Raw genomic sequence first — 22,255 nt, forward strand, 5'->3', positions numbered from 1 at the left:
TTTTTTAAATTTTTATCCTTCACTTTGTTTTAAAGCTTCCACACCACCAACAATATCCATAAGCTCTTTTGTGATTGATGCCTGTCTGACTTTGTTTGCTAATAGAGTTGTTTTCTTAATCAACTCATCACAGTTCTTTGTGGCATTATCCATTGCAGTCATTCTTGCTGCCTCTTCTGCTGCCTGAGATTCTAAAAGAGCTCTGTAAATCTGGATTTCTATATAAATCGGAAGAAGCATGGCAAATAACTCAGGTGCACGTGGCTCGTATGTAAAGGGAATAAATGCAGGCTGTTCTGAAGGCTCAGATGCTATTCGTCCAATGGGTAAAATTCTATTAACTACAACCCTTTGAGATATTACAGATTTAAATTCATTATAAATAATCAACACTTCATCAACTGCTTCGGTAACATAGGCATTAATCATCTCCTGTGCTATTATCTGAGCGTGAGTGTATTGAAGTTTTCCAGAAATTCCTGTCCATATATTTTTAAGCGGAATCTCTCTTCTTTTGAAATAATCCCTTGCTTTTCTACCAACCACTGAAATTGTGGTATTCAAACCTTCTTTCTTTAACCTGTCTATCTCTTTTGTGGCAACTCTTAAAATATTCGTATTAAATGCTCCACAGAGTCCTTTGTCAGATGTAATAACAAGTACTTCTACTGTCTTAATAGGTCTTCTTAAAAGCAAGGGAGGAAGATCACTTCTTGTTTCAACTGCTCCAGCCAGATCAGATAAAACCTGTTGCATTTTTGTAGCATATGGTCTGTATCTGAGCATGCTATCCTGAACCTTACGAAGCTTAGCTGCTGCCACCATCTTCATAGCAGAAGTGATCTTTTTTGTTCCTTGTATTGCCTTTATTTTTTTCCTTATATCTCTTAATGTTGGCATTTAACTGCTCCTACCTTCAGATTTTAGTTATTAAGGCTGAAATGTCTTTTTAAACTCTAAGATAGCATCTGTAATCTTCTGTTTTAATGTATCATCAAGCTCTTTCTTTTCTCTAATTTCCTTTCTCAGGTCTTCTTTCTGACTTCTGATAAAGCTCAAAAATCCCTGTTCAAATGCTTTAATTGAAGAAACGGGTAAATCATCAAGATGTCCCTGAGTTCCAGCGAAAATTAACATGATCTGATCTTCTACAGGCATTGGAACATACTGGTCTTGCTTGAGAAGCTCAACCATTCTCTGTCCTCTTTCAAGTAATGCTCTTGTAGCTTTATCAAGGTCTGCAGCAAACTGTGCAAATGCTGCCAATTCTCTGTACTGTGCAAGGTCAAGTCTTAACATTCCTGCAACCTGCTTCATTGCTTTAATCTGCGCTGCACCACCAACACGGCTGACTGATAGACCAACATTAATAGCAGGACGAACACCTGCATAGAAAAGCTCAGGCTCAAGATATATCTGACCATCTGTAATGGAAATAACGTTTGTTGGAATATATCCTGAGACATCACCAGCCTGAGTCTCAATAACTGGAAGTGCAGTAAGAGAACCTCCGCCTTCTGCATCTGAAAGCTTAGCTGCTCTTTCAAGCAATCTTGAATGCAGATAAAATACATCACCAGGATATGCTTCTCTTCCTGGTGGTCTTCTCAGAATCAATGAAATCTGTCTGTATGCATAAGCCTGCTTTGTAAGATCATCATAACATACAAGAGCATGCATACCTTTGTCTCTGAAATACTCACCCATTGCACAACCAACATACGGAGCTATATACTGCATTGCAGCAGGTTCTGAAGCAGTAGCTGCAACAACAATTGTATGATCCATTGCCCCATATTTCCTCAAAGTTTCAACAACCTGGACAACGCTCTGACGCCTCTGACCGCATGCAACATATATACATATACAATTCTGACCTTTTTGATTGATTATTGTGTCAAGCAGAATTGCTGTTTTACCAGTCTGACGGTCACCAATGACAAGCTCTCTCTGACCTCTTCCTATTGGAATCATTGCATCTATTGCCTTAATACCTGTCTGTAGTGGCTCCTTAACAGGTTGTCTTTTAATAATTCCAGGAGCAATTACATCAACTTTTCTAAAGTGTTTTGCATTAATTGGACCTTTACCATCAATTGGCATTCCAACTGCATTAACAACTCTTCCAATAAGCTCTTCTCCAACTGGTGTTTCCATAACCCTTCCAGTTCTTTTAACAATATCTCCTTCCTTTATCAGTTTGTCATCACCGAACAGAATTGCTCCTACATTGTCTTCTTCAAGGTTGAGAGCCATTCCATAAACACCATTTGGAAGCTCAAGCATTTCAGAAGCCATACAGTTGTCCAGCCCATAAATTCTTACAACACCGTCACCAACAGAGGTAACAATTCCTACTTCGCTGACATCAGCTTTCTTTTCAAAGTCAGCAATCTGCTTTTTAAGGTACTCGCTAATTTCTTCCATCTTAAGTTCCATAGTTTTTCACCCCTTTATAAGCTTATCTCTTAAAAGACCTAACTGGCCTTTTATGCTCAAATCATACATTGTACTGCCCACCTTAACCCTGACTCCACCAAGTAATGATGGATCAACCTCATACTGTAATTCTATATCTCTTCCAGTAATTGTCTTGAGAGCCTCAATAATCTTTTGCTTAATATTTTCAGGAAGCTCTACAGCAGATGTAACAATGCCTTTTGCCTTTTTCTTGGCTTCCAGATAAAGTGCATTAATATACTTTACAATCTCTCCCAATCCAACAAGCACTCCTTCAATACTCAGGAAGGTAAGAAATTTCTTTGCTTCTTCTGGAAGTGCCAATTTCTCACAGAGATAATTAATTACTCCAATTCTTTCTTCCTCATTAAATGAGGGTGAAGTAAGCATGTTTCTGAACTGCTTTTCTTTCTGCATGAGCACTGCTATTGATTCTAATTTGCCTGCAATTTCAGGAACCTGGTCAAGATTCACCAGGCTTAAAAATTTTTTTGCATATTTTTTTGCCTTAGCTCCTCTTACCTTTCTCAATTTTTCCGCCCCTCTATTATTTTTATTGATTCCTGAAGAAGCTTTTCCTGCTCTTCAGGTGTTATTTTCTCTTTCAGTTTTTGCTCGCTGAGCTGGATTGCAAGCTCTGCTGCCTCAAGTCTTAACGCATCCTTAGCCATTTTAACCTCAAATTCAATGTTTGTTTTAGCCTGCTCAAGAATTTTTTCCTTTAATTTATCAGTTTCCTGCATAATCTGTAATTTTTCTTGCTCACCTATTTTTTTAGCTGTATCTAAAATATCCTGAATCTCTCTGTCCTTTAGTTTAAGCTTTTCTTCTACTTCCTGAAGAGCTTTCTGGGCAAGCTCTTTAGCTTCCTGTGATTCTTTTATACTTTTTTCAATTAATTCTCTTCTCTGAGCAAAGAATTTTTTAAGGGGTTTACCTAAAAATTTAACAATAAGAAAGACAAGTATAGCAAAGTTAATGAATTGAAAAATCCAACTTTTTAAACTTCCTCCTGCATGCTCTGCTTCTGCTGCCATTGCTGAAGAGGCAAACATTACTATCATTAATATCAAAATCATTAATCTCTTCATATTACCTCCAATCAAACTTTTATCAGTTTATTCACGATCTCTTCAGAGAGTCTTTCAACTTCCTGCCTGAGCGCTGCCCTTATTTTTTCTGTTTCTGCTTTGATTTCTGCTCTTGCTTTTTCAATCATCTGAACAGCTTCTTTTTCAGCATTTGAGACAACCTCTCTCTGATAAGAAAGCCCTTCCTCTCTTAAAGCATTGATGATACTTTTTGCCTGAGCCTTTGCCTGAGCCAGATCTGCATTCATTTGAGCAATGGCTTTTTCTTTCTTTTCATTCATAGCTTGAGCTTCTTCCAGAGCACCTTTAATTGTCTGCTCCCTCTGTCTGAAAAGCTCCATCATGGGTTTGAACAGAATAGTATTAAGAATAAACATCAATACAAAAAATTGAATCATTAAGACAAAAAACCAATTGTTAAACTCTAACATACCCCACCTTCTTTCTGTTAGATTTTTGTGGCTATAAAAAACAACTGCACAAAAGAATACCATACAAACTCTATTTTGTCAAGAAATTGTTAATTTTAAATTTTTATGGATTTCTTAAAATTTACTTATAAATCTCTGTGAATCACTACAGGACTAAGAGAAAGGCTCTTTATATACTTGGCTATTTCTTCTGCTAAAACCACTGACCTGTGCCTACCTCCAGTACATCCAATTGCTATTGTTATATAAGCTCTGCCTTCTTTTTTATATCCTGAAAATGCAAAACTCAGAAAATTCTTAATATATTTCAAAAATTCAATTGTTTCCTTTTGCTTCAATACAAAATCTTTTACTGGTTCATCTTTTCCGCTTAGTTCTGTTAAAGAAGGTACAAAATAAGGATTTGGCAAAAATCTTGCATCAAAAACAAGATCAGCATTCATGGGAATGCCTTTTTTATAACCAAATGAAATAATGGTTACTGAAGGCAATATTTCTTCTTCTGCATAAATTGAACGAATTAATGATCTTAATTGATGGGGATTAAAATTTGATGTATCAATTATTCTTTCAGAAAAACTTCTGAGAGAATAAAGTAGAGCTCTTTCCTTTTTGATCGCTCCAATTAAATCACTGCTATAACTTGAAAGCGGATGAGGTCTTCTTGTTTCTTTATACCTTAAAAGAATTGCCTCATCATCAGCCTCAAGAAATAAAATTTCTATTTTGTATATGCTTTTGAGTTTCTCAATAACTTTTGTTGCTTCTTCTAAAAACTGCTGAACTCTTATGTCAATTCCTATTGCAATATTCTTAAAGGTGGTGTATCTCTCAAGCAACTTTAAAAATTCCAGTACAACAGGAGGCGGAAGATTATCTACACAGAAAAATCCGATATCCTCCAGTGTCCTCAGAGTTACGGTTTTACCTGCACCAGAAAGCCCTGTTACTATTACTATAAATTTTTCAGATTTTAACTTATCTGGCTGGCTCAATTAAACCAAAATTGCCATCCTTTCTTCTGTAGACAACATTAACATCTCCAGTAAATGAATTAAGAAAAATAAAGAAATCTTTATCTAAAAGCTCCATCTGATCAACTGCTTCCTCAGGAGACATAGGTCTTAAATCAAATTTTTTATATTTAACGATTCTCTTTGGCTCCTCTTTCTCTTCAAAAGATGCGGAGGGATATTTGATTGCTTCTTTTTTATTTTTATTTTGAACTTTCTCTTTATACTTCAACACCTGTTTTTCAAGTTTTTCCACAACCTGATCCACTGCTGAATAAAGGTCTTCTGTTTTACCTTCAGCCTGAATTAAATGCCCATTTACTTTTAACAAAACATCTATTTTGTGAGTAAACTTTTCTGTACTTATTGTTACTATTGCCTCTGAGGCGTCATTTAAAAATCTTTCAAATTTGCTCACCCTTTTCTCAATATACTGTTTTAATGCTTCTGTAACATCAATGTTTTTCCCTCTGATTGTTATTTTCATTCTGTGTCCTCCTTAATAATTTTTTAGTTTTCTCAATGACTTTGGTGGTATTTTAAGCTCTTCTCTATACTTTGCAACAGTTCTTCTCGCAACATCAATACCCTGTTTTTTTAATATCTCTGAAATCTCATGATCAGAAAGAGGCTTTGCTGGATTTTCTTCACTTATAATTTTTTGAATTAAATCTTTTACAAAAGTAGTGGAAACACTTCCATGATTTGATGGTAAAGCATTACTGAAAAAAAATCTGAAGTTAAATACACCATGTTCGCAAGCAAGATACTTATTTGAAGTTACCCTACTTATTGTGCTTTCATGAAGTCCAAGATCAGTTGCCACATCCTTCAAATTAAGAGGCTTTAAATAGCTTATGCCTTTATCAAAAAACTCTCTCTGAAACTTGATCAGACTTTCAGTTACTCTGTAAATGGTCCTGTTTCTCTGCTCTATGCTTTTTAAAAGTTCTACAGCATTTTTAAACTTTTCTTTAAGATATTTCTTCTCATCAGAAGATAAAGCTTTTTCTGTGAAAAGCTTTCTGTAAAGTTTGCTTAATCTGAGCTTTGGAATTCCTTCGTCATTCAATATAATTTGATATTCACCTTCAACCCTGTTTACATAAACATCAGGAACTGGAATCTGCACATGTGTTTTAGAAAAGTTTCTACCTGGTCTTGGCTCAAGCTTTTCTATATTTTTTACTGCTTTAATAACCTCATCAACGGAAACATTAAATTTCTTCGCAATGGCTTCATATCTCTTCTTTCTTATATCTTCAAGATGCTCTTCAACAATAGATTGAACAAGTGTATTTTCCAGAGCAAACGCTTTTATCTGCAAGATTAAGCATTCTTTAATATCCCTTGCACCAACTCCTGGAGGATCAAAGCCCTGAACAAGTTCAATTGCTTTCTTTACAGTTTCCATATCTGTAGCTGAGATTTTTGCTATTTCTTCTTCTGTTGCCTTAAGATATCCATCTTCATCAATGTTTCCAATAATTATCTCAGCCACTGCTCTTATTTCATCTGGAGCTCTGCTTAATCTTAATTGCCACAGAAGATATTCCCATAGGTCAGAAGTTGTTGAGTAAAAGAGTTCAAAGGAAGGCTTTTCTTCTATACCAGGATTAAAATAGCCAAGATCTCTGCCGTCATCAGCTCTCTCAGCAAAATATTCATCTATCATTATCTTTTCTAATTTATCAACTGCTATGGGCTCTTCATATTCTTCTAAAATTTCCTTTTCGTGATTGTTTTCCGTTTCTTCATCCAGTTCAAGCATAGGATTTTCCATTAACTGAAGCTCAATGAACTGACTGAGCTCAAGCTGTGGCAACTGTAAAAGCTTAAGCTGAAGCTGAAGCTGTGGAGTAAGTGCCAATTTCTGTGTAAGCCTTAGTTCAGTTCTCTGTTCAAGTGCCATTATAGTTTAAAATCCTCCCCTAAGTAAGCTTCTCTTACCACAGGATCATTGATCAATGTATCAGGACAACCCTCGGCAAGCAATTTACCGCTGTGTATTATAAATGCTCTATCAGTTATGGAAAGAGTTTCCCTCACATTATGGTCTGTTATTATTACTCCAATTCCTTTATCCTTGAGATGCTTTATCGTTTTTTTTAATTCAACCACAGCCAGAGGATCTATACCTGCGAATGGTTCATCAAAAAGCATAAAAATAGGTTTTAAAGCAATTGCTCTTGCAATCTCAGCTCTTCTACGCTCTCCACCAGAAAGCTTATACCCCTCTCTATCAGCAAACTCTGTTAAATTGAATTCTTTAAGAATTAAATCAACTTCCTCATCAATTCTGCTTAAAGCAGATTTATCATCTTCATATTTAATTTCAAGAACAGCTTTCAGATTGTCCCTGACTGTTAGTTTCCTGAATATAGAAGGCTCTTGAGGGAGATATCCCAATCCAAGTCTTGCTCTTTCGTAAATTGGCATTGATGAGATATTTTTATCATCAAGAAAAATACTGCCACTGTCTGGTTTTATTATTCCTGTTATCATATAAAAAGTGGTTGTTTTTCCAGCTCCATTGGGACCCAATAAACCCACAACTTCTCCACTTTCTACATTGAAGCTGATACCTTTAACAGCCTCTTTCTTGCCAAAGCTTTTTTTTAAATTTTCCACTTTAAGAATGCTCATTTTCCTGTTTTTTTCTCTTTTAAATAAACTTTGCTTTTTTCCACCAGTGATCTGTCATCTTTCAAAAAATATGTTATCTTTTCACCTGTTACAAGATTTTTGCCCTCTGTTGCTCTTGGTTCACCTGTGAAAATCACTCTTTCCTCTGGCTCAGGAAGATATGTTGCCTTATGTGAAGTAATAACTCTATCTGCCTTTACAAGCTTTACATCTCCTATTGCCTCTATCATCTTTATGTTCCCACCTTTTTGTTCATCTTCATAATAAACAATCATTTTATTTGCATACAATGTAACCTCTCCTCTTTTAGCAACCACATTCCCTTCAAAGGTAGCTGTTTTTGTTTTACTATCATTTATAAGCGTTCTTGAGGTTATTATTATAGGCTCTGGCATTTCTTTTTTTTCTTGAGCTAAAACTGGGTTAATAAAAAGAAACAGAGCTATTAAAACTATAAGACTACTTTTTAGAATAAACAATTGCTGTCACCCCTTTCTTTAATTCTATCAAATTTTCACTGGCTTTACCAGAGTTCCCCTCTATAAGAAATCTGCTTCCTTCAATCTTAAGTGGATTATCGGAATAAAGAGTTTTATCCTTTGCACTGTAGTATGCCTCTGTGCCATAAATTTTATAGTCCTTTGAAATTCCTTCTATTCCTTCACTTAAAATAAGGTCACCTGATTCTGTCCAGTAAAATCCCTTTTTCGCTTTTACAGTAAAATTTTTTTCAGGAAAAAACATTGTAAGCTCTCGTAAATCCATTAACTTGCCATCATCACTCATTAAAGCTTCTTTTGAGAAAAGTTGTAGTTTTAACTGTCCATCTTTTTTCTGAATAAACTGAGCATCTCTAAAAAAAGAACCTTCCATTGAAACCTTTACCTTAACAGAAGATTCTCTTTCCAGATAATTAAGAACTACGAGTAAAATTATAACAATAATTATGCCAGCAAAAACTAATACCAGTTTTTTCATCTATGATTAAATATACCATAAAAAAGCTTTCAGGTGCGATTATGGTAAACCTGAAATTGCTGTTAGAACTCACCTTTATAAACTTTCTATTGAATTCAACAGAAACTTTTGACTTGTAAAAGCAATTTAGTTTAAACTTTAAAATGCATTTTATAAAAAATGGAGTGATGCTATTTTTTGTGCTATGTTTAATCTATGCGAAACCATGTTATGCAGAAGCTGACTATTTTAAAAATTTTAAAGAAACTCTTTTATCCTATTTCCCTATCATTTCTGGTAAAGTTGTAAAACTGGAAAACAACAAACTTACTCTTGATAAAGGATCTAAAGATGGAGTAAAAAAGGGACAGAGGATAGTTATTTTTGAAGAGACTGTTCCTTTAATTCACCCTGTAACAAGACAGGTTATAGGTAAATCAGAAAAAATAGTTGGTTCTGCTGAAGTTATAAGCGTTGAAGAAAATTCTTCAGTAGCTGAAGTTTTAGAAGGAAATATTCCCTCAGCAAATTCCCTTTTATTTAAGATACCGAAATCAAAAATTAAAATTTTATATGCCCAGACAGATACTGAATGGGCAGTTGGCGAAGGTTATTACAGAGAGCTGAAAGATACTGAAAGATTTGAACTTATTGATGCTCCTGTAAATGTAACAGAAGTGGAAAAACTTTTAAAACAGTCAGGGAATGCTGATGTTTTACTTTTAGTTAAACAATCAAAACAGAATGGAAACCTGAAGCTTTCTCAAGAGCTTTACTGGATTAAAGATAAAAAACTTTTTTCTCGCTCAGAAATTGAACTGCCTGCATTAGCTTTGAATGAGTTAAGAAAAAAATATGCTTCATTAATAGTTCCTGAAGGGCACACTCTTCTTTCTTTCAGACTTTCAAGAAGCATTAACAGGATTGCTGTGGGCAATTTTGATGGAATAAGCTCAAATCAAATTTTAATTGCCTCAGACAGTGAGATAAGCCTCTACAGTATAGATGTTGACCTGAAACTAAAGAGCAACTACTCAGTTTCAGTAAGTGGTGATGTTCTATGGTTTGATACAGGTGATATTGATGGGGATGGTAAAGATGAGATAGTGATAACAATAAAAAAGGATGATAGAGTTATCTCATTAATAATAAAGTGGGCTAAAGATGGATTCAATGAAATTGCCAGACTTAATGATATATTCTTAAGAATCTATGAAGGAAAATTAATTGCCCAGAGGTATTCTCCTTCCTCTGGTTTTGATGGAGAAATCTTTTATATAAATCCTCAAAACTTAGGTTATCAGGCTCAGGGTGTATTGAAACTTCCAGTTAAAGCAAATATTTACGATTTTTATCTTTTCGGCAATATTATGTTCAAATGGGAAGATGACGGCTTCCTTGCAGTATACAACAACAAGGGTGTTTCTCTGTGGCGCTCACAGGAACCTCTTGGATATGGACTTCAATATGAAAAACAAACTGGAATTGCCATGTTAAGTCTTGGAAAATGGAAAGTTCAAAGCAGAATAAAGCCTTTGAGTAATGGAATAATAGTTATAGAGAAAAAACCCCTTTTAGGAGTTGTAAATGTTTCAACACTGGGATACAAAAGCTCTACATTACATCTGCTTCAATGGACAGGAATGGGAATTGAAGATACATCCATTACAGAAGAGATGTCAGGAGAAATAATTGACTATGCTGTTTCATCAGATAAATTGTTTGTTCTTGTAAAGCCTCCTTTTGGCTTCAATCCTAAGAGGCTTCTTCAGGGAGAAAGCCCTTTTGAGACAATTCTACATATTCTTTCCTTCAAATATTAAAAATGGGTAGATTTATAAGGCATGTTGGAATAATAATGGATGGAAATGGAAGATGGGCACAGATGAGAGGACTGCCCCGTTATGAAGGACATAAAAGAGGAGTTGAAAAAGTAAAAGAAATTATCAATGCTGCAATAAGATTGAATATTGATGTTGTTACCTTCTATGCTTTTTCAATAGAAAACTGGCAAAGACCAAAAAAGGAAGTTGAAATAATTATGGAGTTACTACAAAATCATCTAAAAAAGGAAACTCAACTGTTTCTCTCTCAAGGAATCAGGTTCAAAATGATAGGAAATCGTCAGTTGATACCCTCACATATACTTAAAATAATTGAAGAAACAGAGCAAATAACAGAGCATTGCACTAAGCTTACCGCACAGTTTGCCATAAGTTATAGTGGAAGGGATGAAATCTTAAGAGCAGTAAAAAAAATAATTGAAAATCAAATCAAATCTGAGGAACTCAATGAAAGCCTATTCTCATCAATGCTTGATACAGCCGGGACTATAGAACCTGACCTTATAATCAGAACTTCAGGGGAACAAAGACTCAGTAATTTTCTGATATGGCAGTCTGCCTATTCAGAGTTTTACTTTACGCAAACTCTCTGGCCAGATTTCACTGAAGAGGAGTTTACAGAGGCAATTCTTGATTTTCAAAAAAGACAGAGGAGATTTGGAAAAGTAAGTGAGTTTACAAGGTCATAAAAAAAGAATTCTTGTTGCACTGATTGCTTTACCTCTTCTGGTTCTACTTATTGTAAAGCTACCGGCATACTTCTTTTTAGCACTTCTCACAGTAGTGTGTGCAGTGGGAATGTGGGAATTTTTAAAAATGTATAAGACTCACTATTTCTGGATTGGTTTTGGAGTTTTATCCTCTGTAATCCTTTTTTTACTTAACTGTTTTTATCCCCAGCTTGCATTGCATTATTATGCTACAGCCTTTGTAGTAATAACTACCACTCGTTTAATAACAAAAAAAAACCCTCAGCATGCCCTGTCTGAAATTTCTTCTATTATGATCGGGCTTTTATACATTCCTGCTTTACTTGCTTTCCAGTGGTTTTTAAGAAATCATGGCTGGCAATGGATTATATATCTTTATGCTGTTGTGTGGTCAGCAGACTCCTTTGCCTATTACATTGGAAAGGGATTCGGGAAAAAGAAGCTTTATCCAGAAGTAAGCCCAAAAAAAACATGGGCTGGTGCTTATGGTTCTTTAATAGGTGGAATGATTGCTTCTTTATTATTTGGACATTTTTTACTGTCAAAGCCTCTTATTAAACTTCTAATAGCTGGCTTCTTAATCGGCTTTATCAGTATATTTGGTGACCTTGTGGAGTCAATGTTTAAAAGAGAGGCTCAGGTAAAGGATTCAAGCTTTCTCTTTCCAGAGCATGGTGGAGTTCTTGATAAAATAGATAGTATGCTTTTTGCAGGAGTTTTAGTCTATTTTTTTATGAAGCTTATGTAGGAGAAGGCATTGAAAAAAGTTGTAATACTTGGTAGCACAGGCTCTATAGGAAAAAATGCTCTTCAGGTAATACGACAATTTCCTGAAAAATTTAAGGTTTTAGGAGTTGCTGCCAAAAGCAGTATTAACCTTCTTAAAGAGCAAATTAAGGAGTTTAAACCAGAGTATGTGGCAGTTTATGATAAAAAAGCCTGCGAAAAATTAAAGAAAGAAATAAAATCATCAAACATACTCTGCGGAGCTCAAGGAGTATGCGAAATCGCTGCACTTAAAGAGGCAGATATTGTTCTTTCAGCCATTGTGGGTGCAGAAGGTCTTTTGCCCACATTTGAAGCAGTAAAGGCTGGCAAAGTAATTGCTCTTGCAAACAAGGAAAGCCTTGTAATGGCTGGTGATTTAATAAAAAAACAAGCCAACCAAAGCAAAGCTCAGATAATTCCTGTTGATAGCGAACACAGTGCTGTTTTTCAATGCATTAATGGATGCAATAAACCTTACATAAAAAAAATATGGCTTACTGCCTCTGGAGGACCATTTAGAGGAAAGAAATCCTATGAAATAGAAAATGTAACTCCTCAGGAAGCATTAAATCATCCAAAATGGAAGATGGGAAAGAGAATTACCATAGATTCAGCAACTCTTATGAATAAAGGATTTGAAGTTATTGAAGCTCATTTTCTTTTTGACATACCTGTTGAAAACATTGCAGTATTGATTCATCCTCAAAGTATTGTGCACTGTCTTGTTGAATTTATTGATGGAACCTACCTTGCTCAGATAAGCAATCCTGATATGAAAGCACCCATTGCCCTGGCACTTTCCTTTCCAGAGAGACTTCCAGATATAATTTCTCCAATAGATTGGAACACCTTAGGCAAGCTTAATTTTGAATTACCTGATACAGAAGTTTTTCCATGTCTTAGCCTTGCCTACGAAGCAGCCAGGCTTGGAGGCAGTATGCCAGTAGTTTTAAATGCTGCTGATGAAATTGCTGTTGAAGCTTTTCTTTCAGGAAGGTTAAAATTTAATGAAATACCCAAATTGATTAAAAATGTTATGGATGCTCACAGGGTTTCTCATCCTGACAGTATAGAAGAAATCCTTGAAATTGATAACTGGGCGAGAAAAAAAGCAATGGAGGAAATAAAAGAATGAATTTAATTTATGCAATAATTCTTTTTGGTTTTTTAATTTTCATTCATGAAATCGGCCATTTCCTGGCTGCTAAAATATGTGGAGTAAGGGTTCTTAAATTCTCAATTGGCTTTGGTCCAAAACTAATTGGTAAAAGAATTGGAGAAACAGAGTATCTTCTGAGCGCTGTTCCTCTTGGTGGATATGTAAAGATGTATGGTGAAGAGTTGACCGATGAAGTAATTGATGAAAGATACTCTTTTAAACATCAACCGGTTTATAAAAAAATCTTCATTGTTTTTTCAGGTCCTCTTTTTAACATAATTGGCGCAGTCTTTCTCTTCTGGATTGTATTTGTTCACGGAGTTCCTGTACTTAAACCTGTAATAGGAGAGGTTATGGAAAAATCACCTGCATACATGGCAGGATTAAAGAAAGGTGATAAAATCTTAGAGATTGAAGGACAAAAAATCTCAAACTGGTTTGATATGGCTCAGTTTATACAGCAGAATCCAGATAAAAATCTCAATTTTAAAATTGAAAGAAACGGTGAAATCATTCAACTTCAGATAACACCTCAGGGAAAGAAAGCTAAAAATATCTTTGGAGAAAACATTTTTGTTGGGCAAATTGGAATAAAGCCAGATGAAAAAGCAGTCTTTATAAAAAAGGAAGATCCTTTCAATGCTCTTAACAAATCTATTCAGAAATGCTATGAAATTGTAGAGCTTACCTATCTTACCATTGTAAAAATCTTTCAAAGAGTTGTTTCAACAGAGGTAATAGGAGGTCCTATTCTTATATTCCAGGCTGCGGGGAAAACAGCTGAGCAGGGATTTGTAAGTTTCTTAAGCTTTGCAGCAATAATCAGCATAAATCTTGGAGTGCTTAACTTGCTTCCAATTCCTGTCTTAGATGGTGGTCATATTTTATTTTTCTTAATTGAGGCAATAAGAAGGAAACCATTAAGTGAAAAATTTATTGCTGTTTCACAAAAAATTGGCATAGCCTTTTTAGTTGCCTTAATGATGCTCGCTTTTTACAATGATATTTTAAGAGTTTTAACTGGAAGGATGCCCTGATGAAAAGGATTTTTTCTGCTGGTGGAGTTGTTTATAGATTTGAAAATGGAGATTTAAAAATATTGCTAATTTCAACAAAAGAAGGTAAAGCATGGGCTTTACCAAAGGGATTGATAGAAAAAGGAGAGACCTCTGAAGAAACTGCCTTAAGAGAAATAAAAGAAGAAACAGGCATAAGTGGTAAAATAGTTGATAAAATTGGAGAAACTTCTTACTGGTTTGTCATGGAGGGAGAAAAATACTTTAAGACTGTAAAATATTTTCTTGTGGAATACACAGGTGGTGAAATAACTCCTCAATGGGAGATTAATTCCGCAGAATGGTTCAAAGCTGAAGAAGCAATCAAGAAAATTACTTACAAGACTGACAGGGAAATTTTAAAAAAAGCCCTAGAGAAAATTTATGGGCAAAATATTAACTCCTGAAAAACTGAAAAAAGAGATAGAGAAATTAAAAAAAAAGGGTAAAAAAATTGTTTTTACAAATGGATGCTTTGATATAATCCATGTTGGACATGTAAGATATTTAAAGGAAGCAAAAAAACTTGGAAATGTACTGATAGTTGCCATAAACTCTGATAGCTCTGTAAGAAAAATCAAACCACTCAGACCAATTAATGTAGAAAATGAGAGAGCAGAAGTGCTTTCTGCAATGCAATTCGTTGATTTTGTTACATTTTTTAATGAAGACACACCCTATGAACTTATTAAATATATTCAGCCAGATGTTCTTGTTAAAGGAGGAGACTGGAAGATTCAGGATATTGTAGGAGCAGACCTTGTAAAGGAAGTTTACAGTCTTCCCTATGTTGAAGGAGTTTCAACAACTGAAATAATCAATAAAATTTTAAATAAATACAAAACTTCCACTATTCAGCCTTCAGATGAAATTATTGAAAAGGCAAAAAAGGTAAGATTTCTTATTCTTGATGTGGATGGAGTTTTAACTCGTGGAGACATCATTCTTGATGATGAAAATAATGAATTTAAAATTTTCAATGTAAAAGATGGACACGGGCTTGTAATGCTTCATAAAGCAGGAATAAACATTGCTGTAATAACAGGAAGACACTCAAAAGCGCTTCAGAGAAGAATGAAAGAATTGGGGATTACAGAGGTTCATCAGGGTACAAGAGAAAAACTCAAAATTTTCAATGAAATAGTTGAAAAATTTGATCTTAAAAAAGATGAAATTGCAGCAATCGGAGATGATATAATTGATTTATCTATTTTAATGAGGGCAGGACTATCAATTGCTCCACAGGATGCTCATGAAGAGGTGAAAAAAAGAGTTGACATGGTAACTCAATGTAAAGCTGGGCAGGGTGCTGTAAGAGAAATCTGTGATATAATTTTAAAAGCAAAAGGACTCTGGGATAAATTTATAGATGAATACTCAAATCTTTAATCTTCCTACAACATTAACGATTATACGCATACTTATTATTCCGATTTTTATAATAGAGGCACCAACAAATCCACAATTTGGTGCATTTCTATTTTTTATAGCCTCTGTAACGGATTTTCTTGATGGATATCTGGCAAGAAAATTTCGTCAGATAACAAAATTAGGAATTATATTAGACCCTATTGCTGACAAGCTTCTTGTAATATCTGCCCTGATCATTCTCGTTGATATAGCAAGAGTTCCTGCATGGATAGCCACTGTTATTATTTTAAGAGAATTTATAATCACAACAATGCGATTTTATGCTTTATCCCGTGGAGTTGTTATTCCTGCTGAAACTGCTGGTAAGGCAAAAACTGTGCTTCAGATGGTATCAATTTTGCTTCTTCTCATTGCAGAGGAGATATATGGAGTAGATCTTTACGATTTAGGAGTTATTTTAATATACATTGCCACATTTGTGGCTGTATTTTCTGGGATTCAATATATCTTCCACTTCTGGAGGAATATAAAATGAGTCTTCTTTTCTGTGTATTAGCCTTTTTTCTTGGCTCCATTCCATGGGGATATCTCATCGGTAAATCAAAGGGTATTGATCTTAGAAAAACTGGAAGTGGAAATATCGGAGCAACAAATGTAATGAGAGTTATTGGTAAAAAAGAGGCATTGATCACTTTATTGCTTGATATAGCAAAGGGTATTATTCCTGTTTTGATTGTAAAAGCCACTTTCTATGGAGAAAATTCAATTTTAGCTGGTGCAGTGGGAGTGTTTGCCATACTTGGACACTGTTTTACACCTTTTCTTAAGTTTAAAGGAGGCAAAGGAGTAGCTACCTCTATAGGAGTCCTTTTAGCCTATATGCCTTTAGCTGGACTTATTACAGTTGTTATCTGGATAATGACTGTTAAAATCAGCAGAATCTCTTCTATGGGAGCTCTTGTCTCCTTTGCTTTACTTCCTTTGAATGTGAGCATTATAAATTATCCAAAGGAGTTTTTGGTTTTTGCATGGCTCTTTACAATTCTCATTTATACAAGGCATATTTCAAATATAAAAAGATTGATCAAAGGAACTGAACCAAGAATTGGAGAAAAGAAATGAAAGCTGTTGTACTTTTAAGTGGAGGAATTGACTCCTCAACCACTCTTGCCATAGCAAAGCATGAAGGATTTGCCTGTTATGCTCTTTCCTTTGATTATGGACAGAGACATAAAGTAGAGCTTGAATCTGCTAAAAAGGTGGCAAAACATATAGGAGTAAAGGAACATTTAATTATTTCCTTTGATTTAAGAAAAATCGGAGGATCAGCATTAACATCAGAGCTTGATATGCCATCTGGAACACAGGAAGGAATCCCTGTTACCTATGTTCCAGCCCGTAATACCATATTCCTAAGTTTTGCCCTTGCATGGGCTGAGGTTTTAAAGGCATCGCATATCTTTATTGGTGCCAATGTTGTTGATTATTCAGGATATCCTGATTGCAGACCCGAATATCTTCAAGCTTTTGAATGCATGGCAAATCTTGCAACAAAAATCTCAATAGAAGGTAAATTGCAATTTAAAATTCATGCTCCTCTTCTTTATCTTACAAAAGCAGAGATAATTAAAAAAGGAGTTGAACTCGGAGTTGATTATTCTCTTACATGGAGCTGCTACAACCCTCAGGGTGAACCTCCAAAACCATGCCTTACATGCCCCAGTTGCATATATAGATTGAAAGGCTTTGAAGAAGCTAACTTAAAAGATCCTCTAATAAAATGATTACAATAAAACTTCACACGAATGTCATAAAAAAAATAATTCTCAGTGCAATTAAAGCCAATAAAGGTAAGTATACATATGAAGAACTGGTAATTGACGGCTTGAAAATTCTTGACATGATGAGAGATGTGGGTTGCAGAATTATAATTAAAGGAAAAGAAAACCTTAAAGATCTAAAGCCTCCATGCGTTTTTATAGCAAACCATATGAGTACCCTTGAAACACTGGTTCTTCCTGGTGTAATTGGGAAAGAATTCAGAGTAACCTTCGTAGTGAAGAAATCTCTACTTAAATATCCATTTTTTGGAAGGATTCTGTCTGCTCTGAATCCAATTCCTGTTACAAGAAAAAATCCCAGGGAAGACTACAAAGTAGTAATAACTGAAGGATTAAAAAGGCTTCATGAAGGAATATCTGTAATAGTTTTTCCTCAAGCAACACGTGAGATTATTTTTGATCCTGCGAAATTCAACACTCTTGGAATAAAGCTTGCAAAAAAGGCTCAGACACCTGTTGTGCCAATAGCGTTAAGAACAGATGCATGGGGAATAGGCAAAATCTTTAAGGATTTCGGTAAAATTGATTCTTCAAAACCTATTTGTTTTTTTATCGGTAGCCCTCTTTATATTGAAAATAAAGGACTTAATGAGCATATTCAGATTATTCAATTCATAGAAAACTCTCTTAAAAAATGTTATAATTAGATATGCAAGTTAAAGCCAATGACAGAATTGAAACTTTTCATGATCTTGTCAGAGTTCTCAAAACTCATCCTGAATGGCTTGAGGAACTGAGACAACTTATTTTAACTACCGAGCTCATTGAACTACCGAAAAAATTTGAGGAATTTATAGAAAATGAATTTAAACCTTTAAAGAAAAAGGTAGATAAATTAGAAGAAGATGTGGCTGTGCTTAAACAAGATGTGGCTGTGCTTAAACAGGATGTGGCTGTGCTTAAACAGGATGTGGCTGTGCTTAAACAGGATGTGGCTGTGCTTAAACAGGATGTAAAAATATTAAAGGATGATGTGGGAATGCTTAAAGGTGATATGTTTGAAATGAAATTAAAGGATAAGGCACCTTCTCGTTTTGGTTATATTATCAGAAGATGTAAGGTTTTAAGTGCTGAAAAATATGTAGAAATCTTAGATGATGCCCTTGATGAAAACAAAATTACCTTTGATGAAAGAGAAGATGCTCTTGATGTTGACCTTGTTGCAACCGGTGTTCTGACAAAGGATCCTTCAAAAAAAGTCCTCCTCGTTGCTGAAGCTTCTGTAAAAGCTGATAAAAGAGATGTAGAAAGGGCTTATAGAAGAGCCCAGATTTTTAAAAAAGCTACTGATACTGAAACACTGGCTGTTGTAGTCTGTAAAGAAAAAACACAGGGTGCCATAAAAAAAGCTAAAGAACTTGATGTTATTCTAATAAATGTTCTACGCTGATCTTCATATTCATTCCAGATTCTCCAGAGCAACAAGCAAAGAGATGACCCCTGAGGTAATTGAGCAGTGGGCTCAGCTCAAAGGTATAAAACTAATTGGAACAGGTGATTTTACCCATCCAGAATGGCTCAGGGAAATAGAAAAAAAATTAAACGAGGAAGGAAACGGACTTTTCACCTTAAAAAAACAATATTGCCTTGATGTGCCTGATTCCTGCAAAGAGAAGATATTTTTTATTCTCTCCTCTGAAATAAGCTGCATTTATCAAAAAAATAATAAATTAAGAAAAATCCATCTCGTAATTTTATCTCCTTCAATAAAGGATGTTACAAAAATAAATCACGCTTTATCTCAAATTGGAAGTCTTGGCTCAGATGGTAGACCCATTCTTGGAATAGATGCAAAAGAAGTTATGAAAATAATTCTTGATATTTCACCATCTTCAATGATAATTCCAGCCCATGCATGGACTCCTCATTTTTCTGTGTTTGGTTCTCAGTCAGGTTTTGACAGTCTAACTGAATGCTTTGAAGAACTTACTCCTTACATCTATGCAATTGAAACAGGTTTGAGTTCTGATCCACCAATGAACTGGCGTCTCAGTGAACTTGACAGAGTAGTTCTTGTTTCAAATTCTGATGCCCATTCACCAGGAAAAATTGGCAGAGAAGCAAACATCTTTGATACAGCAATGGATTACAATGCCATTATTCAGGCAATAAAAACAGGTAAAGGATTTCTTGGCACAGTAGAGTTTTTCCCTGAAGAAGGAAAATATCATTATGATGGACACAGAGCATGTGGAGTAAGACTTTCACCTAAGGAGACAATAAAAAGAAATTATCTATGTCCTGTATGTGGTAAAAAAGTTACTGTTGGAGTAATGCATAGAGTTGAACTCCTTTCCGATAGACCTGAAGGATTTAAACCTCCCCAATCCCTTCCTTTTCAATCCATTATTCCTTTACCTGAGATAATTGCAGAAATAAAAAATAGCTCTGTGCAGTCTAAATCAGTATTTGATACATACATGAAAGCCCTTTATAAATTAGGAAATGAATATGATATACTTTTGAAAAAAGATTTATCGGAGATTGAAAAATTTGATTCAAAACTGGCAGAAGCAATTAAAAGAATGAGAGATGGAAAAGTTTATGTAGAAGCTGGATATGACGGAGAATATGGCAAAATAAGAGTTTTTGGTGAATCTATTGAAACAGAGATTAAAGGGCAGGCAATCCTTTTTTAAATGAATCTTAATAAAAATCAAAAAATAGCAGCAGAAACCTCAGATAGAATATGCTGTGTTCTGGCAGGTCCTGGTACTGGTAAAACTCTCACAATAACTGCAAAAATCATTCATCTACTGCAAAAGGGGATAAATCCACAAGAAATTGCTGCTCTCACATTCACACAAAAAGCAGCTATTGAAATGAAACAGAGAGTTATAAATAGCCTGAGACAAAAAGAAAACATACCTTTTATAGGAACCTTTCATCTTTTGTCTCTAAAACTTTTAAGAGAATTTTTACCAGATAAGGAAAAACATTTTCAATTATGTACCAGAACAAAACAGAAAGAAATAATCTCTGCTTTATATGGAGAAAATGCGGACAAAATAATTGAAAAAATAACAAAATTCAAAAACACAGGTGTTCCACTTGATGAAAAAATCTTACCATTGTACGAAAAATATGAAGAAAAAAAGAGCGAGCTTAATCTTCTTGATTTTGACGACCTATTGCTAAAAACTCTTCAGTTAATCAATAAAAAACAGATTCCAGCTCTTTTTTCTTATATAATCATTGATGAATTTCAGGACATAAATAAGATTCAGTATGAACTTATAAGAGGATTGCTTAAAGAGAATGGCTTTCTTGCAGTATTTGGTGATCCTGATCAGGCTATTTATTCTTTTAGAGGCTCAGAAATTGAACTTTTTTTAAAACTCCCAGAAGATTTTCCAGATTTAACTCTTATAAATCTTTCTCTTAATTATCGTTCTCAGAAAAATATAATAGAAGCTTCAAATAAGTTTATCACAGCCAACACCAGGAGATTTTCCAAAAGAGTTGAACCTACAAGAGAAACAAATTCTCCTGTAATGGTTTTTGAAGTTGAAGATGAATATGAAGAAGCAAAAACCATTCTTAAAGAAATAAAACTAAGGCTTGGTGCAACAGATTTTACAGAACTATATAAAAATAAAGAAGAAACACCTTATAGTTTTTCAAGTTTTGCAGTTCTTACAAGAACAAATAATCAGTTAAAAATCATTAGAGATTTTTTAAAAAGAGAAGGAATTCCTGTAAAAACAATTAAGAAAGATATAGAACACTGGATATCTTCTATTATAAAAAAACTTACCGAAGCAATAACTAAGTTGTCGGAAAAACTTTTTACAAATATGCCGTTAAACGATTTTCTTGAATTATCTGGAATCTATGAAGGATTATCAGACATAGAAATCTTTATGTTGAGCAACATGACAAAAACATATAAAAATAGCAAACTTATAGATCAGATTCATGCATTCATTGATGAACTTTCAGCAATGACGCCTCTTGATCTATTTCCAGAAAGCCTTAATGCAGTAAGCCTTCTTACTCTTCACACTTCAAAAGGTCTTGAATTTCCTGTTGTTTTCATTGCAGGTTTTGATGAAGGTCTGATCCCGTATACTCTGGCATCTGATACTGATTTAGAGGAAGAAAGAAGGCTCTTTTATGTAGGAATGACCCGGGCAATGGATGACTTAATACTTATTCATTCAAGGCAAAGAGTCATAAATGGGAAAAAATTAAATATGTCTGTTTCTTCTTTTCTTAAAGATATACCAGCAGAATACATAAGAATAAAAAAGATCCGGTCAGACAGAACCGGACCAAAGCAAAAAGATCTTTTTTAAGCTTTTATTTCTGTACCAAGAAGCTCAAGAAACTTTCTTATCCATTCTGGATGAGCTGGCCAGGCAGGTGCAGTTACAATATTTCCATCTACACAAGCATTTGAAAATGTTGCATTTACTTCACACCATTTTCCACCGGCAAGTAAAATTTCTGCCTTTACTGCTGGATAGGCAGTAAGAGTTCTGCCTTTTATAACATTTGTCGCAGTTAAAAGCTGAATTCCATGACATATGGCAGCAACAGGTTTACCTGATTCAACAAAATGTTTTACTATTTCTAATACTTTATCATTAAGTCTCAGATATTCAGGAGCTCTCCCGCCTGGAATTACAAGGGCATCATAATTTTCAGGTTTAATTTTTTCAAAATCAGCATTTAACATAAAATTATGACCTCTTTTTTCTGTATATGTCTGATCTCCTTCAAAATCGTGCACAGCAGTTTTTACAGTCTCACCTGCTTTTTTCCCTGGACAAACTGCATGAACAGTATGTCCCACCATCTTGAGCATCTGAAATGGCACCATTGCCTCATAGTCTTCCACAAAATCTCCTATAAGCATTAAAATTTTTTTAGACATACTACCCCTCCTCTGATTTTGTTTATTTTA

General features: G+C 34.6%; 26 protein-coding genes. 14 read left to right on the top strand and 12 right to left on the bottom strand.

Translation table 11 applies throughout. The annotated features are described in order from the left end of the window. Positions 1–12: 12 nt before the first annotated feature. From atpG to lptC, 11 genes are all read right to left on the bottom strand, one after another. Complete coding sequence (gene atpG, locus ACYQ3X_RS07770) at positions 13–900, bottom strand: ATP synthase F1 subunit gamma (RefSeq protein ID WP_460181238.1); 888 nt, start codon at positions 898–900, stop codon at positions 13–15. Positions 901–930: 30 nt separating this feature from the next. Then, positions 931–2,439, bottom strand: coding sequence for a F0F1 ATP synthase subunit alpha (gene atpA, locus ACYQ3X_RS07775; RefSeq protein WP_460181239.1), 1,509 nt, complete (start codon positions 2,437–2,439; stop codon positions 931–933). 6 nt (positions 2,440–2,445) lie between these two features. Beyond that, positions 2,446–2,991 (bottom strand): ATP synthase F1 subunit delta, encoded by a 546-nt coding sequence (gene atpH, locus ACYQ3X_RS07780; protein ID WP_460181240.1) that lies wholly within the window; start codon positions 2,989–2,991, stop codon positions 2,446–2,448. Beyond that, positions 2,988–3,551, bottom strand: a complete 564-nt coding sequence (gene atpF, locus ACYQ3X_RS07785) for a F0F1 ATP synthase subunit B (protein ID WP_460181241.1) — start codon at positions 3,549–3,551, stop codon at positions 2,988–2,990. The genes atpH and atpF (ACYQ3X_RS07785) overlap by 4 nt, the downstream gene beginning before the upstream one ends. Before the next feature lie 11 nt (positions 3,552–3,562). Next, complete coding sequence (gene atpF / locus ACYQ3X_RS07790; RefSeq protein WP_460181242.1) at positions 3,563–3,982, bottom strand: F0F1 ATP synthase subunit B; 420 nt, start codon at positions 3,980–3,982, stop codon at positions 3,563–3,565. 125 nt (positions 3,983–4,107) lie between these two features. Beyond that, a complete protein-coding gene (gene rapZ / locus ACYQ3X_RS07795; protein ID WP_460181243.1) occupies positions 4,108–4,977 on the bottom strand; it encodes an RNase adapter RapZ in 870 nt (289 codons plus the stop codon). Then, positions 4,961–5,482, bottom strand: a complete 522-nt coding sequence (hpf, locus tag ACYQ3X_RS07800) for a ribosome hibernation-promoting factor, HPF/YfiA family (RefSeq protein ID WP_460181244.1) — start codon at positions 5,480–5,482, stop codon at positions 4,961–4,963. Before hpf ends, rapZ begins: the two co-directional genes overlap by 17 nt. 12 nt (positions 5,483–5,494) lie before the next feature. Further along, positions 5,495–6,907, bottom strand: a complete 1,413-nt coding sequence (gene rpoN, locus ACYQ3X_RS07805) for an RNA polymerase factor sigma-54 (RefSeq protein WP_460181245.1) — start codon at positions 6,905–6,907, stop codon at positions 5,495–5,497. After that, a complete protein-coding gene (gene lptB / locus ACYQ3X_RS07810; RefSeq protein WP_460181246.1) occupies positions 6,907–7,641 on the bottom strand; it encodes an LPS export ABC transporter ATP-binding protein in 735 nt (244 codons plus the stop codon). Before lptB ends, rpoN begins: the two co-directional genes overlap by 1 nt. Further along, on the bottom strand, positions 7,638–8,120 hold the full coding sequence (locus ACYQ3X_RS07815; RefSeq protein ID WP_460181247.1) for an LptA/OstA family protein: 483 nt from the start codon (positions 8,118–8,120) through the stop codon (positions 7,638–7,640). Before ACYQ3X_RS07815 ends, lptB begins: the two co-directional genes overlap by 4 nt. Beyond that, the gene (lptC, locus tag ACYQ3X_RS07820) at positions 8,101–8,619 is read right to left on the bottom strand and encodes an LPS export ABC transporter periplasmic protein LptC (RefSeq protein ID WP_460181248.1); all 519 of its coding nucleotides are present in this window, start codon (positions 8,617–8,619) and stop codon (positions 8,101–8,103) included. Before lptC ends, ACYQ3X_RS07815 begins: the two co-directional genes overlap by 20 nt. A 143-nt stretch (positions 8,620–8,762) precedes the next feature. On the opposite strand from lptC, the gene ACYQ3X_RS07825 reads away from it, so the two are divergent. The 14 genes from ACYQ3X_RS07825 to ACYQ3X_RS07890 are packed head-to-tail and all read left to right on the top strand — an operon-like array spanning position 8,763 to position 21,644. Then, positions 8,763–10,421: a hypothetical protein gene (locus tag ACYQ3X_RS07825; RefSeq protein WP_460181249.1), complete on the top strand. Its 1,659-nt coding sequence runs from the start codon at positions 8,763–8,765 to the stop codon at positions 10,419–10,421. Between the two features lie 2 nt (positions 10,422–10,423). After that, positions 10,424–11,131 (top strand): isoprenyl transferase, encoded by a 708-nt coding sequence (locus tag ACYQ3X_RS07830; protein WP_460181250.1) that lies wholly within the window; start codon positions 10,424–10,426, stop codon positions 11,129–11,131. Then, positions 11,112–11,900 (top strand): phosphatidate cytidylyltransferase, encoded by a 789-nt coding sequence (locus tag ACYQ3X_RS07835; protein WP_460181251.1) that lies wholly within the window; start codon positions 11,112–11,114, stop codon positions 11,898–11,900. The genes ACYQ3X_RS07830 and ACYQ3X_RS07835 overlap by 20 nt, the downstream gene beginning before the upstream one ends. Positions 11,901–11,909: 9 nt before the next feature. Beyond that, the gene (locus tag ACYQ3X_RS07840) at positions 11,910–13,055 is read left to right on the top strand and encodes a 1-deoxy-D-xylulose-5-phosphate reductoisomerase (RefSeq protein WP_460181252.1); all 1,146 of its coding nucleotides are present in this window, start codon (positions 11,910–11,912) and stop codon (positions 13,053–13,055) included. Beyond that, positions 13,052–14,116 carry an RIP metalloprotease RseP gene (gene rseP, locus ACYQ3X_RS07845; protein ID WP_460181253.1) on the top strand — a complete coding sequence of 355 codons (1,065 nt, stop codon included), beginning with the start codon at positions 13,052–13,054 and terminating at the stop codon, positions 14,114–14,116. Before ACYQ3X_RS07840 ends, rseP begins: the two co-directional genes overlap by 4 nt. Further along, on the top strand, positions 14,116–14,541 hold the full coding sequence (locus tag ACYQ3X_RS07850) for an NUDIX hydrolase (RefSeq protein WP_460181254.1): 426 nt from the start codon (positions 14,116–14,118) through the stop codon (positions 14,539–14,541). The genes rseP and ACYQ3X_RS07850 overlap by 1 nt, the downstream gene beginning before the upstream one ends. Continuing rightward, positions 14,519–15,523, top strand: a complete 1,005-nt coding sequence (rfaE2, locus tag ACYQ3X_RS07855) for a D-glycero-beta-D-manno-heptose 1-phosphate adenylyltransferase (RefSeq protein WP_460181255.1) — start codon at positions 14,519–14,521, stop codon at positions 15,521–15,523. Before ACYQ3X_RS07850 ends, rfaE2 begins: the two co-directional genes overlap by 23 nt. Next, positions 15,504–16,040 carry a CDP-diacylglycerol--glycerol-3-phosphate 3-phosphatidyltransferase gene (pgsA, locus tag ACYQ3X_RS07860; RefSeq protein WP_460181256.1) on the top strand — a complete coding sequence of 179 codons (537 nt, stop codon included), beginning with the start codon at positions 15,504–15,506 and terminating at the stop codon, positions 16,038–16,040. The genes rfaE2 and pgsA overlap by 20 nt, the downstream gene beginning before the upstream one ends. Then, positions 16,037–16,627 carry a glycerol-3-phosphate 1-O-acyltransferase PlsY gene (plsY, locus tag ACYQ3X_RS07865; protein ID WP_460181257.1) on the top strand — a complete coding sequence of 197 codons (591 nt, stop codon included), beginning with the start codon at positions 16,037–16,039 and terminating at the stop codon, positions 16,625–16,627. The genes pgsA and plsY overlap by 4 nt, the downstream gene beginning before the upstream one ends. Further along, positions 16,624–17,289: a 7-cyano-7-deazaguanine synthase QueC gene (gene queC / locus ACYQ3X_RS07870; protein ID WP_460181258.1), complete on the top strand. Its 666-nt coding sequence runs from the start codon at positions 16,624–16,626 to the stop codon at positions 17,287–17,289. Before plsY ends, queC begins: the two co-directional genes overlap by 4 nt. After that, on the top strand, positions 17,286–17,993 hold the full coding sequence (locus ACYQ3X_RS07875) for a lysophospholipid acyltransferase family protein (protein WP_460181259.1): 708 nt from the start codon (positions 17,286–17,288) through the stop codon (positions 17,991–17,993). The genes queC and ACYQ3X_RS07875 overlap by 4 nt, the downstream gene beginning before the upstream one ends. A 2-nt stretch (positions 17,994–17,995) precedes the next feature. Then, positions 17,996–18,736: a hypothetical protein gene (locus ACYQ3X_RS07880; protein WP_460181260.1), complete on the top strand. Its 741-nt coding sequence runs from the start codon at positions 17,996–17,998 to the stop codon at positions 18,734–18,736. Beyond that, the gene (locus ACYQ3X_RS07885) at positions 18,723–19,985 is read left to right on the top strand and encodes an endonuclease Q family protein (RefSeq protein WP_460181261.1); all 1,263 of its coding nucleotides are present in this window, start codon (positions 18,723–18,725) and stop codon (positions 19,983–19,985) included. Before ACYQ3X_RS07880 ends, ACYQ3X_RS07885 begins: the two co-directional genes overlap by 14 nt. Beyond that, positions 19,986–21,644: an ATP-dependent helicase gene (locus tag ACYQ3X_RS07890; protein WP_460181262.1), complete on the top strand. Its 1,659-nt coding sequence runs from the start codon at positions 19,986–19,988 to the stop codon at positions 21,642–21,644. It begins immediately after the preceding gene. Here ACYQ3X_RS07890 and ACYQ3X_RS07895 read toward each other — a convergent pair. Continuing rightward, a complete protein-coding gene (locus tag ACYQ3X_RS07895; RefSeq protein WP_460181263.1) occupies positions 21,641–22,225 on the bottom strand; it encodes a DJ-1/PfpI family protein in 585 nt (194 codons plus the stop codon). The two genes, ACYQ3X_RS07890 and ACYQ3X_RS07895, sit on opposite strands and share 4 nt — an antisense overlap. Between the last annotated feature and the right edge of the window lie 30 nt (positions 22,226–22,255).

It is taken from the genome of Thermodesulfovibrio sp. TK110 (assembly GCF_054658355.1).